Source organism: Bacillus sp. ISL-18, from assembly GCF_018613415.1.
In the GTDB taxonomy this organism is placed as follows: domain Bacteria; phylum Bacillota; class Bacilli; order Bacillales; family Cytobacillaceae; genus Neobacillus.
Map to the genome: position 1 here is coordinate 1 of NZ_JAGGQG010000009.1, position 16,033 is coordinate 16,033.

Here is a 16,033-nt window from a genome sequence, read left to right on the forward strand (position 1 = left end):
AATCACCCCCTCCTACTCGATTATGGTATTTAAGCAACCACTTTTCCTTCTGATTTAACAACACTTTGCTGCTTTGGCTTTGCAACATTGAAGATGATATTAAGAACAATCGCCGTTAAGCTTCCAGCCACAATTCCACTGTTGGTTAAAATTTTCACACTTTCCGGAAGGGCGTCAAATAAAGTAGGAACGGTTGTAACTCCTAGACCCACACCAACGGAGCAAGCGATGATTAAAAGATTCTCTTGAGATGAGAAGTCAACTTTACTTAACATTTTAATTCCAGAAGCAATAACCATTCCAAACATCGCTACCATAGCACCGCCAAGAACGGAGGTAGGAATAACCGTAGTTAAAGCTGCCACCTTAGGAACAAATCCAAGGAAAATTAACATACCAGCCGCAGTGTAAATCACATTTTTCGACTTAACACCTGAAAATTGAACAAGTCCTACATTTTGAGAATAAGTCGTATAAGGGAAGGAGTTAAATAGTGAACCTAAAATACTAGCTAATCCTTCTGCACGATAACCTTTTACCAAATCCTGTTCCGTTAACTTTTTTCCTGTAATATCACTTAATGCAAAGTACACACCAGTTGATTCTATTAGACTAACAATTGCCACAAGTGTCATCGTAATAATTGGAGCTAATTCAAACGTTGGTGCTGCAAAGTGCAGGGGAGCAACCATGTGGAACCATGAAGCCTCACCAACTGCAGAAAAATCAACTTTTCCTAAAAGTGCAGCTACAATCGTCCCAGCAATCAGGCCTAGCAAAATAGAAATGGCACGAATAAAACCTTTAGAAAAGCGATAAAGAACAATAATGAATAATAATGTTCCAAAAGCTAGAGATAGATTTGTTACTGAACCGAAATCAGGGCTTCCTTGTCCTCCCGCTACATTATTCATCGCAACTGGAATAAGGGTAAGTCCTATGATGGTAACAACAGAACCCGTTACAACAGGCGGGAAGAAACGAACAAGTTTTCCAAAAAATGAAGCAATTATAATGACAATAATACCGGAAACAAGAATCGATCCATAAATCGCACCCATACCATATTGACCGCCAATGGCAATGATCGGACCAACGGCAGTAAACGTACAGCCAAGAACGATTGGAAGTCCGATTCCAAAGTATCGATTTTGCCAAACTTGTAAAAGAGTAGCAATCCCGCTTGTTAGGATATCTAATGAAACTAAATATGCTAGTTGCTTACCAGATAAATGAAGGGCACCGCCAATTATTAGCGGGACGATTACAGCCCCGGCATACATTGCTAATACATGCTGAATTCCTAAAGATGCTGTTTTCCATGGACTTTGTTTCATTAAATTAATTCCTCCACCTTTTCTTTGATAAATTGGACTTCACCGTTTGCCAGGGAGGCGATCCTTGCTAAGGATTCCACCCTTAATCCACGTTCTGTTAGTTTTTCTGATCCTTGCTGAAAAGCCTTTTCAATCACAATCCCAATTCCTAACACCTTAGCACCACTTTGTTGGACTATATCAGCTAATCCCAGCGCAGCTTGTCCATTGGCGAGAAAATCATCAATTATGAGGACACGGTCCGCATCGTCTAAATATTTTTTCGAAATGGATATTTCGTTTGTTTCTTTTTTGGTAAATGAATGGACTGACGCAGTGAGTAAGTCATCGGTTAGCGTTAATGATTTTCTTTTTCGAGCAAACACTACCGGCACATTCAGATATAATCCAGCCATCACAGCAGGGGCGATACCAGAAGATTCAATCGTCACGATTTTCGTGATTCCTTCATTAGCAAATCGTGCCGCAAATTCTTTTCCAATTTCCTTCATTAGGAAAGGGTCGATTTGATGGTTAAGAAATGAATCCACTTTTAAAACCTGATCAGACAGAACCCTGCCTTCCGAAATAATCTTTTCTTCTAGTAATCTCATAATGTTAAATCCCCCTTGAATAATAAAAAGCCCAATGGTCATCGCTCACACCGTAATCCGAGTGAGGCAATGACCATTGGGCTTCATAATTGCTTAAAAAAGCGCAAATAGGCAAAATTCATTACCCACTCATAGTCGGATTGTTAACGGCAATCCGGTAGAAACTTGCGAGCCATATCCCCGCGATTATATGAGCGAAACTATATATTAATATAATCACATTATATCAGGATAAAAGGGGAAATCAATCCTTTTTTAGCAAATAACGAACATTAGTACAAAATATTACGTCATTATTCGCTTATTGAAACCATTTTCATTCTATTAATGGAGGGTTCAAATCAAAGATTGAATAGTCATTCAGTTTCGAGTACTATTAACATACAGATATTTAGTCAGAATATTCCAAACCGAGGAGGGGTTTAGTTTGCAAAAATCAATACCTGAAAGCTGGTGGAACCAACTCCGATTGCCGGCTATTTCTGCACCGATGTTTTTAGTGTCAGGCACTGAGTTAGTTAAAGCGTGCTGTTTAAATGGAGTGATTGGCTCTTTTCCTGCACCAAATGCAAGACCGATTGAAGTGTTAGACCAGTGGATGGGACAGTTGAATGAAGAACTAGAGGAGGCACGGGCAGCTGACCCGAATCGAAAAATTGCTCCCTGGGCTATGAATATGGTGGTACATAGCTCCTACAGTCGTCTGCAGGATGAACTCAACTTAATTAAAAAGCATCAACCACAGTTAGTCATTACCTCTTTGGGAAGTCCGAAGCACGTTGTTGAGATCGTTCATGAATACGGCGGACTTGTTTTTTCAGATGTAAGCGATTTAAAGTTTGCTAAAAAAGCGGCCGAATCGGTTGTTGATGGTCTGATCCTCGTGGCAAGCGGCGCGGGCGGACATGCCGGACAAATTAATAGTTTTGCGTTTGTTGATATGGTGCGGTCATTTTGGGATGGAATCATCGTTCTTGCCGGCTCTATTTCGACTGGAAAAGGAATTCTGGCAGCTCAAGCGGCTGGGGCCGATCTTGCTTATATGGGTACACGTTTCATTGTCGCAAGCGAAAGTATGGCTAATGATGAATACAGAGAAATGCTTGTTGAGGCCACACAGGAGGATTTGATCTTAACGGATGCATTCTCCGGCGTAAAGGCCAACATGCTTATCCCAAGTATTAAAAAAGCAGGACTTGACCCGGGCCAATTAGTAAAGAAAGACCAAGTGAATTTTGACGATATGCAAAAAGAAACAAATGCCAAGGCTTGGAAGGATATCTGGTCTGCCGGTCATGGTGTCGGAGCGATTGATCGGATTGAATCGGCGGCAGATATTATTAACCGGTTAGAACTTGAATACAAAGAAGCTTTGCAAAAGATTAATAGCTCTGCTGGTAAATTATCGAGTGAAGGTGTGAATTAAGGTTTTTTGCAGTCGCTAGAATATCATATAAACTCTTATAAAATGAAAAAAGGAACCGCATAAAATTAAACGGTTCCTTTTTTCTGTTTCTTTTTCGTTTCCTTCTTCGCTACGATATTGACCACTTTATAGCCTGGTTTTAATTTTACTTTTTTGAAGCCATTTTCTAATGTGACTTGGTACAGGGTATATTTACGGGGTTCAACCTCTAACGTATCAATTTTTTTGATCGTTTCTTTACGAAAATGTTTATGAATCTTTTTTATTTGTTTTTCCGGTTTTTCACCGTAAAAGAAATCATATGCATAAATAAAAATATAAATAAAGACAGCACCAATGACAATGTAATAAAGGGCAGAAGTTAAAGCAGTCATGTTAGACATCCTTTCTAAGAAGCCAAGTGTATATCATTCAAAGTGTATTATAACGAAAAAAATATCATTTAGAAATGATTAGTTTGACTGCAAGAATAAGACATAGAAAGAAACATCCGATTTTTAACCTAGGTACACTATTTTTATTACAAATAATGTCCATTTGCAGTGAACAAATTAGGGGGATATGATAAAGTAAACAGTAGAAATCCTTACACGTTAATACTTCAACGATTCTCTAATGTCCGTTTCAGGAGGACAATTGTTTTTTTTGTTCATGACAAACCCAACTTCCATTACTAAGGGGGAACATTTTGTGTCTAGTCCTATTTTAGAAACTTTTTTAAATGAAAATCTTGAAGATTTAAAGGGAAAAGGTTTATACAATGTCATCGAACCACTTGAAAGTCCAAATGGACCACTCATAACCATCAATGGAAAGCATCTAATTAATCTATCCTCTAACAATTATTTAGGTTTAGCCACAGATGAACGGCTTAAAGAGGCAGCTAAAGATGCCATCGCAAAATACGGTGTCGGGGCAGGGGCGGTCCGTACCATCAATGGAACCCTTAAATTACATGTGGAGTTAGAGGAAAAGTTGGCGGAATTTAAACATACAGAGGCAGCGATTGCCTACCAATCAGGCTTCAATTGTAATATGGCCGCAATTTCCGCCGTTATGGATGCCAACGATGCGATTCTTTCAGATGAATTGAATCACGCCTCGATTATTGATGGCTGCAGGCTTTCAAAAGCGAAAATTATTCGTGTGAAACACTCTGATATGGAAGATCTGCGTTCGAAAGCAAAAGAAGCAAAAGAATCAGGTCTATATAACAAAATTATGGTGATTACAGACGGTGTTTTTTCGATGGATGGTGATATTGCCCGCTTGCCAGAAATTGTTAAGATTGCGGAGGAATTTGATTTAATTACTTACGTAGATGATGCACATGGCTCTGGTGTCCTTGGGGAAGGGGCAGGAACGGTAAAACATTTTGGTCTATCGGATAAAATTGATTTTCAAATTGGGACTTTATCAAAGGCAATCGGAGTTGTCGGCGGGTATGTAGCTGGTAAGAAAAATTTGATTGACTGGTTGAAGGTTCGGAGCCGCCCGTTTCTTTTTTCAACGTCCTTAACGCCTGCGGATGTGGCTGCATCTATAAGGTCGATCGAGATTTTAATGGAAAGCACCGACCTGAACAAAAAGCTATGGGAAAATGGCGATTATCTCAAAAAGGGATTAAAGGAATTAGGCTTTACTATTGGCAACAGCGAAACCCCGATCACACCATGTATCATTGGCGACGAGTCGCTCACACAGCAATTTAGTCAACGACTGAATGAGGAGGGAGTTTACGCAAAAGCGATTGTATTCCCAACTGTATCAAAGGGTACCGGCCGGGTCCGCAATTTGCCAACCGCCGCTCATACGAAGGAAATGCTAGATCAAGCCATTGCCATTTATAAAAAAGTCGGCACGGAAATGGGCGTCATTTAAACGTTAATATAGACACTCTACACACCTAAGCAACGTATCCATAAATAAAAAGAAATATTCAGCATACGTGAAGAGGACGGAGAAACGACGATGAAGCGTATTTTAATCACTGGTGCATTAGGGCAAATTGGATCAGAATTAACCTTAAAGTTAAGGGAGATTTACGGAGCAGATCAGGTCATTGCGACAGATATTAAGAAGAATGATAGTGAAGCAGCCCAGAGCGGCCCGTTTGAAACCGTTGATGTAACGGATATAAAGCAAATGATGGAGACAGCCCAAACATACAAGGTGGATACTATTATGCATTTAGCAGCACTGCTTTCCGCAACTGCTGAGGCAAAACCTGTATTTGCTTGGAATTTGAATATGGGCGGTCTGATGAATGCCCTTGAAACGGCACGGGGGTTAAAAGCCCAATTTTTCACGCCCAGCTCGATTGGTGCGTTTGGACCATCAACGCCTAAACATCATACTCCACAGGATACGACTATGCGGCCGACTACGATGTATGGAGTCAATAAGGTTGCCGGAGAATTACTGGCCGATTATTACTATCATAAATTTGGCGTTGATACACGCGGATTGCGTTTCCCCGGCCTAATCTCACATGTTGCCCTCCCAGGCGGGGGAACAACCGACTATGCGGTGGAGATTTACTATGAAGCGGTTAAACATGGACGGTATACTTCCTATATAGAGAAAGGTACCTTTATGGATATGATGTACATGCCGGACGCGTTGCGCGCAATTATTGACTTAATGGAAGCTGACAGCTCAAGGCTAAAGCACCGTAATGCATTTAATGTAACAGCGATGAGTGTTGCCCCGGAGGATATAGCAGCCAGTATCGCAAAATATATCCCGGGATTTGAAATGTCTTATATGGTAGATCCCGAACGGCAAAGGATTGCCGAGAGTTGGCCCGATTCAATTGATGCCAGTGCTGCAAGGGAAGAGTGGGGCTTTAAATACGAGTACGATTTGGATAAAATGACGCACGATATGATCGAGAAACTGCGGGAGAAATTGTAGATGATTGAAACCTGAGCCAATATGGCCCGGGTTTTTTTATCGTGTCTGTCTCCATCTTTTGATTCTAGGATATCTTTACAAATAAAAACATGCAGATAAATTGTTCCAATAGATTTAACTCTATATACAATTCTAAGCCCAATTTACTTATCTTTTTTTAGAAACACCATAAAGAAAGCCTGTCAATCGACAGGCTTTCTTTCATTAATTATCTTGTAAAAAACCAGCAGGTACCCCGCCGTCTACAGTGTTATCTTATAACATAAATATATTTCTCTTGTTTCTCCAACACACGACCAACGATCGCTGCTTGAACAACGCCGTTTGCATGCATCTGATCTACATACTTTCTCGCTTCCAGTTCATCCATGGAAATGAGCAAGCCTCCAGATGTAATGGCATCACAAAGAACTAACTGCTCTTCCGAAGAAATATCCTCATAAACGGTATCATTACTAATCCATTTATGATTTGACTTTGACCCGCCTGGAACAACACCATTCTTCGCTAACTCTACAGCACCTTCTAAAATAGGCACCTGACTTAGGTGAATTTCAAAGCTGACATCACTGCCGCGCGCCATTTCGCTAGCATGTCCAAGCAAACCAAAGCCGGTTACATCCGTAACAGCATGTGGTTGATACTGGGTCAAAACTTCAGCTGCGGTCTTATTGAGCATGGCCATCGTATCGGTAACCTGCTGCTCCTGCTCGGCGGTTACCGCACTTCGTTTAATACCGGTCGTCAGAATACCAACTCCGATTGGTTTGGTTAACACTAACACATCCCCCGGTTTAGCACCGACATTTTTCCAAACCTTATCGGGATGGACGATCCCCGTTACAGATAGTCCAAACTTAGGTTCTTGGTCATCGATGGAGTGACCGCCCACCGTAATCGCGCCAGCTTCTTTTACTTTATCAGCTGCTCCGCGTAATATATCGGAAAGCATTTCGGCTCCAAGCTTCTTAATCGGAAAGCCGACAATATTCATAACCGTTTTTGGCTGGCCACCCATTGCATAGACATCACTTAACGCATTTGCTGCCGTAATTTGACCGAACATATAAGGGTCGTCGACAATTGGCGTAAAGTAGTCAACGGTTTGTATAAGAGCAATGGAGTCCGTTAATTGATAAACCCCAGCATCATCCGATGTATCAAGCCCCACAATTAATTCAGGGACAGGTTCTTGTTTAGGTAATTGACGCAAAACTTGCGCCAGGTCCTCAGGACCAATTTTGCAGCCTCAACCCGCTTTTGTCGAAAAAGAGGTTAGGCGAATCTTCTCTTGTTCACTCAACATGTCCACCTCCATTTTCATAGTATACCTCTTTCCGTATCAATCCGCACGAAGATTGCAGAACATTTGCAGAAGGCAGGGGGGATACGATAAAATATTTCTACTATCTAGATATAGGAAAAACGAAATATAGGGGGTGAAAACATGAAAAATTACCATGTCGTTGTAGAATTTTGTATGCAGTGAAACTACGCGCCTAAAGCTGCGAGTTTCGCAGAAGAGTTATTTAACCATTTCTATCGGGACATACACAAACTAGAACTAATTCCAAGTTCGGGCGGTGCATTCGAAGTAACCGTCAATGGCGAAAAAATCTATTCCAAGCTTGATACAGGAGTGTTCCCAGATACAGATGAAATGATTGAAATCATCAAGACCAAATAACAAGAGGCCCTTAAAAAGGGCCTCATTTAATTTACATAATCATATTATGTTAACTTGATGAGAAAAAAATTCACCTTATCGATCTAAGGTAAGGTAATATATCTATTCTTCCCGGATCCTTTTTTGGTTTTTGAGATAAAAATCTCTAGGATTCCATTTGTAAAAGCAGCTGATATATCCTGTTCGTTGATATAAAAGGGAAACTCGATTGAACGCGAACGTTGATGATGGGGTAGGTAAAAAGGGGGGGTGCTTGCTGAAATGGTTAATTTTTTCTCTTCTATATAAACTCGTAAATTTGATGCTTCAAAATCACTTAAGATCGCTTCAACAATCCACTCTTGTTCGGTCTCGAACAGGTCAATTTGGAACTGGGTTTGGTCGTAATACGAAGTAAGCGGATCCAGAAAATAGTTTTCAAGCCACTTTTCCACTAAAGCAAAATCAAAGGTTTGATTTTGTGGATGTTTTTTCTTCATCTTTAATCCCCCTTGCTCGTTCATTTTATTCGATTCAGCCTTAAAATGTGAAGCCATTATGATATAATAGGAAAAGAAATTTTGCCACTGGACGAGCCGCGAAATGGCACAGGCTGGCGGCTAAATTGCCTCTATATCACATGAAAAAGTCAAATAGCCGACAGCTAGGTAAGAGAAGGAGTTTTTATCGTGAAAGAATGGTTACGTTCATTACCAGCCATCCATGAGCTTCAGAACCATGAGAGTTTTTCTAAATTATCAAACGAAAATCAACTTGATCATTCGCTGCTTACGAAACAGGTAAAAGAAGTACTGGATCAAATCAGGGAATCAATCCTAAAAGGCAATTGGCAAGGTGCCATTCCTGGAACAGATACATTTATGCTAGAGTTGTTTCAAATCCTTGAAGAAACGATTCAAAAGCAATACACCTATACGATTGAAAAAGTTATCAATGCCACAGGCACTATTTTACATACAAACCTTGGAAGGGCAAGGCTCAGTGAGAATGCGATTACACATGTAGTGGAAACGGCTAGAAATTACTCCAATCTTGAATATAAGTTGAAGGAAGGAGAAAGAGGCTCACGTCATAGTCATGTTGAAGCGCTCATCAGAGAAATTACCGGTGCTGAAGCCGCAATGGTTGTGAACAATAATGCCGCGGCTGTTTATCTAGTGTTACGAGCGCTAGCTAAAAATAAAGAGGTCATTGTGTCCCGTGGACAGCTTGTTGAAATAGGCGGATCCTTTCGCATATCATCAATCATGGAAGAAAGCGGCGCCACCCTTAAAGAGGTAGGAACGACAAATAAAACTCATTTGGATGACTATGAAAAGGCATTATCACCAGATACAGCTGTCATCATGAAGGTTCATACCAGTAATTTTAAAGTCATTGGCTTTACAAAATCAGTTGAAACAGACGAACTCGTGCAGCTAACCAAAAGGCAAGAAAATGTAATCTTTTATGAGGATCTTGGCAGCGGTGCCCTGTATGACTTTAGAAAGCACGGTATTGGTGATGAGCCTGTTGTAAAAGAAATCATCGATATGGGGGCAGATGTTGTAACATTTAGTGGTGATAAGCTGCTAGGAGGACCGCAGGCAGGGATTATTGCCGGCAAAAAGGGTATTATTGATCAATTGAAAAAACATCAATTAGCCCGAGTGGTTCGGGTCGATAAAATGACATTGGCTGCTCTGGAAGGGACATTAATGGATTATGCCCGTGGGGAAACCGCTCTTAAGAATATCCCAACTATTCGTGATTTATTAGTTTCTATTCATCAATTAGACGAAAGAGCACAATTATTCGTTACAAAATTATTACAAAAAACGAGTCATTTTCAAACGGCTATTCTTCAGGACTTCAGCCAAGTTGGAGGGGGAACCATGCCGGATGTTTTACTGCCAACGGTGGTCATTGCCTTAAAGCATGATTCGTTTACCGCAGAACAGATTGGCAGAAAATTACGAATGGACACGAAACCTGCGATTGTTGCGCGAATTCAAAAAGATGAATTTATGATTGATCTGAGAACCGTTACTTCTGAGGAAGAAACCGAATTGTTAGATGCTCTAATGGGGATCAATTCCAACTAACGAAGGAAGCGCCTAAGTTCAAATAAGGCGCTTCCGTTTTGCTATTAGTTGCAGCAACAAGGGGGCTGCAACTTTTTATTTTTACATATCGTGTCCAGGGTTATGGTTATTACGTGAATGGTTACGGTTCTTAACTTTATGAGAACCACTCATTGGTTCCGGCTGGCCGGATTGTTTTGGAGCATTTTTACGCATATCTTTTCCATCATTTTTGTTTACCATCATTCATCCCTCCTATTTGTTAGGATGCAGTCAATAAGTGTTTTTATGCTGAATAAATTGTATTTTTCTGTGCAATTTAACGGTATATAAAATGAAGGAGTGGAATGAAAAATGCAAAAATATCCTTATCATAAAGACAAACAACATGCTTTCCAAGCAGCACAGCAAGGATACGAAAACGCTCAAGGTCTATATGAGACGATTGTTAGTGACAGTGCGAGCTATGGTCATCAGCTCAAGCATTTAAAGGATGAGGTAAATGAGGCTTACCAACAGATTGAAAATGCCCTTGAGGTCGCTTCAGAACACCAGAAAGCACAATTAGAACGTTTTCAGCAAGATCTTCAAACGATGGTATCCGAAGTGAATCAAGAAGACTAAAAAAGCAGGAGGGAGATCCTCCTGCTTTACTATTGATGTTATTGATTCTTTTTTCGTTTTTTATTGTTCATTCTTTCTTTTGCAGTTAGTTCCGGCTCACTGGCAAATTCCTCATTAAAGCCAGCGCCTTTACCTTGACCTTTTGCCGCATTCATCCCTGGAATTACATGATTAGACTTACGTTTTACCATGCCAATCACCTCCTGTCATTTAATATTTCCTCCTTTACTTAATTAATGACAAAATAAAAGTTTTTTGCAATAATATTAGTGGAAGCGTATTTTCCTAAAATTCTAAATTCACTCTTGTGTAGTTGAGATTCACGAAATATTCTGAACAAAATACATAAAAAACATAAGATAAACTTATCAATCACAATAACTTTCTTGTTATTTACATATGTAATACGTTGTATTAAGATAAGAATTGTGAGAAAAGTGAAGATGAATGGGAAAATTCAAACTTTCAAGACTTTTCATTTAATTATGGAGAAACAACGAACAGGGGGAAATACAAATGGTAAAAAACGACGTATTTAAGGCCCGTTCTTCCTTCGAGGCGAACGGCAAACGCTACCACTACTACCGTTTAAATGCTTTAGAAGAAGCAGGCATTGGCAATGTATCCAAATTGCCTTACTCCGTGAAAGTATTACTTGAATCTGTACTTCGCCAATACGATGGCCGCGTAATCGCAAAAGAACATGTTGAAAACTTAGCAAAATGGGGAACGGCTGAGCAAAAAGAAGTGGATGTTCCATTCAAGCCAGCACGTGTTATCCTTCAAGACTTTACAGGTGTTCCAGCAGTAGTTGACCTTGCTTCTTTAAGAAAAGCAATGGCTGACCTTGGTGGAGACCCAGACAAAATTAATCCTGAGAAAACGGTTGATCTTGTAATCGACCACTCTGTCCAAGTTGATGCATATGGATCTTCTGATTCTTTAAAAATCAACATGGATTATGAATTTGAACGGAATGCTGAACGTTACCAGTTCTTAAGCTGGGCACAAAAATCATTTAACAACTATCGTGCCGTTCCGCCTGCAACAGGAATCGTCCACCAAGTAAACCTTGAGTACTTGGCAGATGTTGTTCATGTCGCTGAGGTTGATGGAGAACTAGAAACATATCCTGATACATTAGTAGGAACTGACTCACATACAACGATGATCAACGGACTTGGCGTACTTGGCTGGGGCGTTGGCGGTATCGAAGCAGAAGCTGGAATGCTTGGACAGCCTTCGTACTTCCCTGTACCAGAAGTGGTCGGGGTAAAGTTAACTGGAGAACTTCCAAACGGTGCAACGGCAACTGACCTTGCCTTGAAAGTAACTCAAGTACTTCGTAAACATGGTGTAGTGGGCAAATTCGTAGAGTATTTCGGACCTGGTGTACCTTCGTTACCACTTGCAGACCGTGCTACGATTGCCAACATGGCTCCTGAATACGGTGCAACTTGTGGATTCTTCGCCATTGACGACGAGTCACTTGCTTATATGCGCTTAACTGGACGTGACGAGGAGCAAGTGAAAGTTGTAGAAGAGTATTGCAAAGCAAACGGCTTATTCTTTGATCCTTCTTTTGAACCTGTTTATACAGATGTTATTGAAATTGACCTTGCAGAGATTGAAGCAAACCTTTCAGGACCTAAACGTCCTCAAGATTTAATTCCTCTTTCACAAATGAAAGGTGAATTCGTGAAGGCTGTTTCTGCTCCACAAGGAAACCAAGGCTTCGGCTTACAAACAGATGAGCTTGAGAAGTCAGCAGTGGTTAAATTTACGAATGGCGATGAAGCTGCCATTAAAACGGGTGCGGTTGCCATTGCATCGATCACTAGCTGTACAAACACATCAAACCCATATGTTCTAGTTGGTGCAGGTCTTGTTGCGAAAAAAGCGGTTGAACTCGGAATGGAAGTTCCTAAATTCGTTAAAACTTCTTTAGCCCCAGGTTCAAAGGTTGTAACAGGTTACCTACGTGACTCCGGCTTACTGCCATACCTAGAGCAAATCGGCTTTAACCTTGTAGGTTATGGTTGTACTACATGTATCGGTAACTCCGGTCCATTAAAAGAAGAAATTGAAAAAACAATTGCGGAAAACGATCTTTTAGTAACTTCGGTTCTTTCAGGTAACCGTAACTTCGAAGGACGTATTCACCCGCTTGTTAAAGCTAACTATCTTGCTTCACCACCATTAGTAGTTGCTTACGCCCTTGCGGGTACCGTAAACATCGACTTTGCTTCTGAAGCAATTGGTAAAGATAAAGATGGCAATGATGTATTCTTCAAGGATATTTGGCCATCAACAGCTGAAGTAAATGATGTGGTAAAACGCACGGTTACACCAGAATTATTCCGTAGAGAATACGAGAATGTTTTCGGTGATAACGAGCGTTGGAACGCAATCCAAACGAGCAATGAGCCACTATACACTTGGGATGAAGATTCCACTTACATTGCGAACCCGCCATTCTTTGAAGGGTTATCACCTGAACCAGGTACAGTTGAACCGTTATCAGGTCTTCGTGTCGTTGGAAAGTTCGGCGATTCTGTTACCACTGACCATATTTCACCTGCAGGAGCGATTGGTAAAAATACTCCAGCTGGTAAGTATTTATTAGAAAAAGGCGTCGAGCCACGTGACTTCAACTCTTACGGTTCCCGCCGTGGTAACCATGAAGTAATGATGCGCGGAACTTTCGCAAACATTCGTATTCGTAACCAAATCGCTCCAGGTACAGAAGGCGGCTTCACGACTTACTGGCCAACTGGCGAAGTTACGTCTATCTATGATGCTTGCATGCAGTACAAAGCTGATGGAACTGGACTAATGGTCCTTGCCGGTAAAGATTACGGAATGGGTTCTTCACGTGACTGGGCTGCAAAAGGTACAAACCTTCTTGGCATTAAAACAGTTCTTGCTGAAAGCTTTGAGCGTATTCACCGTTCTAACCTTGTATTAATGGGCGTACTTCCACTTCAATTCAAAGAAGGCGACAACGCTGAATCAATCGGGTTAACTGGTAAAGAAACGTTCGAAGTCCACGTAGATGAAAATGTAAAACCACGTGATCTATTAAAAGTTATAGCTACAGACGAAGCTGGCAACAAGAAAGAATTCGAAGTTCTTGTTCGTTTTGACTCTGAAGTTGAAATTGATTACTACCGTCACGGCGGTATTTTACCAATGGTTCTTCGTGAAAAATTACAAGCTTAATTAAAAAGCGAAAGCGCCTTGGCGCTCTGGCTAAACTAATTTCTATGTAATTTTCTTAACACCATGTCTAAATAGGCATGGTGTTTTTTATGTAAGGATTGACAAAATTAGCTCTTATTCAATAAAATGGAATTATCAAACGTAAGGGAATGAATAAAGGGCCGATGAAATTTTAATCCTATCTTTCAGCACATTTTTTCGAATAGGAAAAAGTTGAACCTGAAGAATGGGATGAGTCTGTCCGTTTATGCCCTAATCGTTTTTACTGAAAACACCGTAACCTGTTATAGGTTTATTTGGTGCTGTATTTTTGGTATGGAACTATATAGGACATAAAACTCTCTTTCAGGTTCACATGAAGGGAGTTTTTTTATGCATACTAATCAAAAAGTCATGTTAAGAGTAAAGGGTTTGGATAAGAGCTTTCCATTAAGAAAGGTTCTTGAAAATCTCCAATTTGATATCAAAATGGGGGATCGAATTGGACTTGTCGGAAGTAATGGCTCAGGGAAAACAACTCTGGGCAAACTCCTGCTTGGAAAACTGAGTCCTGATGCGGGAATGATTGAAATAGCTGATCACCTAAAAATAGGTTACTTGTCACAGTCGATTGAGTATGAGGTAAATGAATTTGGTCAAATACACTCATATGAGGATAAGGACCTATATCAATATACAAAGGAATTAGGTCTCAACAAAGCCTATGACTGGAATCCTGAGCGACTTCGGCATCTGAGTGGAGGAGAAAAACTGAAACTCGCCCTTTCTAACATCTGGGCATCAAAGCCTGACCTGTTAATCTTAGATGAACCAACCAATCATTTAGATTTTAAAGGGATTAACTGGCTTGTAGCTGAAATAGGAAGGTTTGCCGGCGCGGTTTTCATCATTTCGCATGACCGCCATTTCTTAGATCAAGCAATCACTCAAATTGTTGAATTAGAAAATAGCAAGCTTTCTTTTTATAATGGGACCTACAGCGATTATCTGCTCGAAAAACAAAAAAGGATCGAGAGCCAACGGCATGATTATAACGTCCAACAGCGCGAGATCGAAAGAGTAGAATCGCAAATGCAGCAATTAAAGTCCTGGTCCGACAAAGCGCACCGAGATTCCACCAAGAATGGTTCAGGTCCAACCAAAAGGCAAAATGGCATCAAAGAATATCACCGCGTCAAAGCGAAAAAACGGGACAGCCAAATTAAATCCAAAATGAAACGGTTAGAAAGTGAATTGACGAAAAACAGGATCGAAAAGCCTGCTGAAGAAATAAAGGTGAAATTCCAGTTCGATGCAAGTGGGAAAAGAGGAAAACGGATTATCGAAGCAAAGAATTTGGCAATAGAATTTGCGAATCAAGTCCTTTTTAAAGATACACAGTTCTACATTAATCACGGCGAGCGGCTGGGCTTACTCGGCGATAACGGCTGTGGGAAAACCACCTTAATTAAAATCTTATTAGGGGAGGAGCCCCGCTATAAAGGGGAGATTTGGAAAAGCGATTCCCTCCAAATTGCTTATTTAAGTCAAGATGTGGACGATCTGCCTGCCGATAAGACGGCGTTAGAAGTTCTCGGGTATACGAATCGGGATGACATCTATCGAGCCAGAACGTTGCTAGCTAACTTAGGTCTGAAAGAACAACTGATCATCAAGCCAATTGGGACCTTAAGTCCCGGCGAACGAACAAGGGTAAAGCTGACTGACATTTTGATGAAAGAATACGATGTGCTGATTCTTGATGAACCAACTAATCATTTAGATTTACCTAGCAGAGAGCAGCTTGAAAAAACATTATCGGCGTTTACTGGGACAATTATTACGGTATCCCATGATTATTATTTTCTAAACAAGCTATGTGACCGTTTGCTTGTTTTTGATGGTCTGAAGGTGAAACGGGTCGAAAAGAAACCAGATGAATATTTAAATCCTGTTAAGAATCCTGAAACGAACGAAGAAGCATTATTACTTATTGATAACAAAATTGCTGTTATTTTAGGACAATTATCGATGATGGATCAAAAGGATCCCCAATATCCCCTATTAGACCGAGAATTTAACCTTCTACTTAAACAAAAAAGAGAACTAAAAAAATAATTTGTCACAACTTTGGCATACAGTTATTTTGTTTCAACTGAGTTTATAGTGTAAAATCGGTTATAGCA

At 40.4% G+C, this 16,033-nt stretch carries 14 protein-coding genes, 1 pseudogene and 1 riboswitch; of the genes and pseudogenes, 8 read left to right on the forward strand and 7 right to left on the reverse strand.

Features of this window, described 5'->3' with window-relative positions; genetic code table 11:
- Positions 1-29: 29 nt before the first annotated feature.
- Both J7E81_RS12035 and J7E81_RS12040 read right to left on the reverse strand, forming a co-directional pair.
- Positions 30-1,337: a nucleobase:cation symporter-2 family protein gene (locus J7E81_RS12035; protein ID WP_215042445.1), complete on the reverse strand. Its 1,308-nt coding sequence runs from the start codon at positions 1,335-1,337 to the stop codon at positions 30-32.
- Complete coding sequence (locus J7E81_RS12040; protein WP_215042446.1) at positions 1,337-1,930, reverse strand: xanthine phosphoribosyltransferase; 594 nt, start codon at positions 1,928-1,930, stop codon at positions 1,337-1,339. The genes J7E81_RS12035 and J7E81_RS12040 overlap by 1 nt, the downstream gene beginning before the upstream one ends.
- Positions 1,931-2,042: 112 nt before the next feature.
- A riboswitch (purine riboswitch) is annotated at positions 2,043-2,144 on the reverse strand.
- 213 nt (positions 2,145-2,357) lie between these two features.
- Between J7E81_RS12040 and J7E81_RS12045 the strand changes: the two genes are divergently transcribed.
- Positions 2,358-3,356, forward strand: a complete 999-nt coding sequence (locus J7E81_RS12045; protein WP_308162204.1) for an NAD(P)H-dependent flavin oxidoreductase — start codon at positions 2,358-2,360, stop codon at positions 3,354-3,356.
- A 65-nt stretch (positions 3,357-3,421) separates the two neighbouring features.
- Here the strand turns inward: J7E81_RS12045 and J7E81_RS12050 are convergent, their stop codons facing one another.
- Complete coding sequence (locus J7E81_RS12050) at positions 3,422-3,730, reverse strand: hypothetical protein (protein WP_215042447.1); 309 nt, start codon at positions 3,728-3,730, stop codon at positions 3,422-3,424.
- Positions 3,731-4,046: 316 nt separating this feature from the next.
- Here J7E81_RS12050 and J7E81_RS12055 point away from each other — a divergent pair, with 316 nt between their 5' ends.
- A complete protein-coding gene (locus tag J7E81_RS12055; protein ID WP_215042448.1) occupies positions 4,047-5,237 on the forward strand; it encodes a glycine C-acetyltransferase in 1,191 nt (396 codons plus the stop codon).
- Positions 5,238-5,327: 90 nt separating this feature from the next.
- Complete coding sequence (locus tag J7E81_RS12060; protein ID WP_215042449.1) at positions 5,328-6,272, forward strand: L-threonine 3-dehydrogenase; 945 nt, start codon at positions 5,328-5,330, stop codon at positions 6,270-6,272.
- 250 nt (positions 6,273-6,522) lie between these two features.
- Here the strand turns inward: J7E81_RS12060 and selD are convergent, their stop codons facing one another.
- Positions 6,523-7,578 (reverse strand): selenide, water dikinase SelD, encoded by a 1,056-nt coding sequence (gene selD / locus J7E81_RS12065; RefSeq protein ID WP_374104028.1) that lies wholly within the window; start codon positions 7,576-7,578, stop codon positions 6,523-6,525.
- 195 nt (positions 7,579-7,773) lie between these two features.
- On the opposite strand from selD, the pseudogene J7E81_RS31360 reads away from it, so the two are divergent.
- Positions 7,774-7,959: pseudogene (locus J7E81_RS31360) on the forward strand (Rdx family protein); the annotation flags it as partial.
- Between the two features lie 83 nt (positions 7,960-8,042).
- On the opposite strand, the gene J7E81_RS12075 reads toward J7E81_RS31360, so the two are convergent.
- The gene (locus J7E81_RS12075) at positions 8,043-8,438 is read right to left on the reverse strand and encodes an Hsp20/alpha crystallin family protein (protein ID WP_215042451.1); all 396 of its coding nucleotides are present in this window, start codon (positions 8,436-8,438) and stop codon (positions 8,043-8,045) included.
- A 189-nt stretch (positions 8,439-8,627) separates the two neighbouring features.
- On the opposite strand from J7E81_RS12075, the gene selA reads away from it, so the two are divergent.
- Positions 8,628-10,043 carry an L-seryl-tRNA(Sec) selenium transferase gene (gene selA / locus J7E81_RS12080; protein WP_215042452.1) on the forward strand — a complete coding sequence of 472 codons (1,416 nt, stop codon included), beginning with the start codon at positions 8,628-8,630 and terminating at the stop codon, positions 10,041-10,043.
- 81 nt (positions 10,044-10,124) lie between these two features.
- Here the strand turns inward: selA and J7E81_RS12085 are convergent, their stop codons facing one another.
- Positions 10,125-10,265 carry a small acid-soluble spore protein P gene (locus tag J7E81_RS12085; RefSeq protein WP_215042453.1) on the reverse strand — a complete coding sequence of 47 codons (141 nt, stop codon included), beginning with the start codon at positions 10,263-10,265 and terminating at the stop codon, positions 10,125-10,127.
- Between the two features lie 111 nt (positions 10,266-10,376).
- Here J7E81_RS12085 and J7E81_RS12090 point away from each other — a divergent pair, with 111 nt between their 5' ends.
- Positions 10,377-10,646: a hypothetical protein gene (locus tag J7E81_RS12090; RefSeq protein ID WP_215042454.1), complete on the forward strand. Its 270-nt coding sequence runs from the start codon at positions 10,377-10,379 to the stop codon at positions 10,644-10,646.
- A gap of 38 nt (positions 10,647-10,684) precedes the next feature.
- Here J7E81_RS12090 and sspO read toward each other — a convergent pair whose 3' ends face one another.
- Complete coding sequence (gene sspO / locus J7E81_RS12095) at positions 10,685-10,837, reverse strand: small acid-soluble spore protein O (RefSeq protein WP_098532148.1); 153 nt, start codon at positions 10,835-10,837, stop codon at positions 10,685-10,687.
- A 325-nt stretch (positions 10,838-11,162) separates the two neighbouring features.
- On the opposite strand from sspO, the gene acnA reads away from it, so the two are divergent.
- Together acnA and abc-f are read left to right on the forward strand one after the other, a co-directional pair.
- Positions 11,163-13,868, forward strand: a complete 2,706-nt coding sequence (gene acnA / locus J7E81_RS12100; RefSeq protein WP_215042455.1) for an aconitate hydratase AcnA — start codon at positions 11,163-11,165, stop codon at positions 13,866-13,868.
- A 372-nt stretch (positions 13,869-14,240) separates the two neighbouring features.
- A complete protein-coding gene (gene abc-f / locus J7E81_RS12105) occupies positions 14,241-15,965 on the forward strand; it encodes a ribosomal protection-like ABC-F family protein (protein WP_215042456.1) in 1,725 nt (574 codons plus the stop codon).
- The last annotated feature ends 68 nt before the right edge of the window (positions 15,966-16,033 follow it).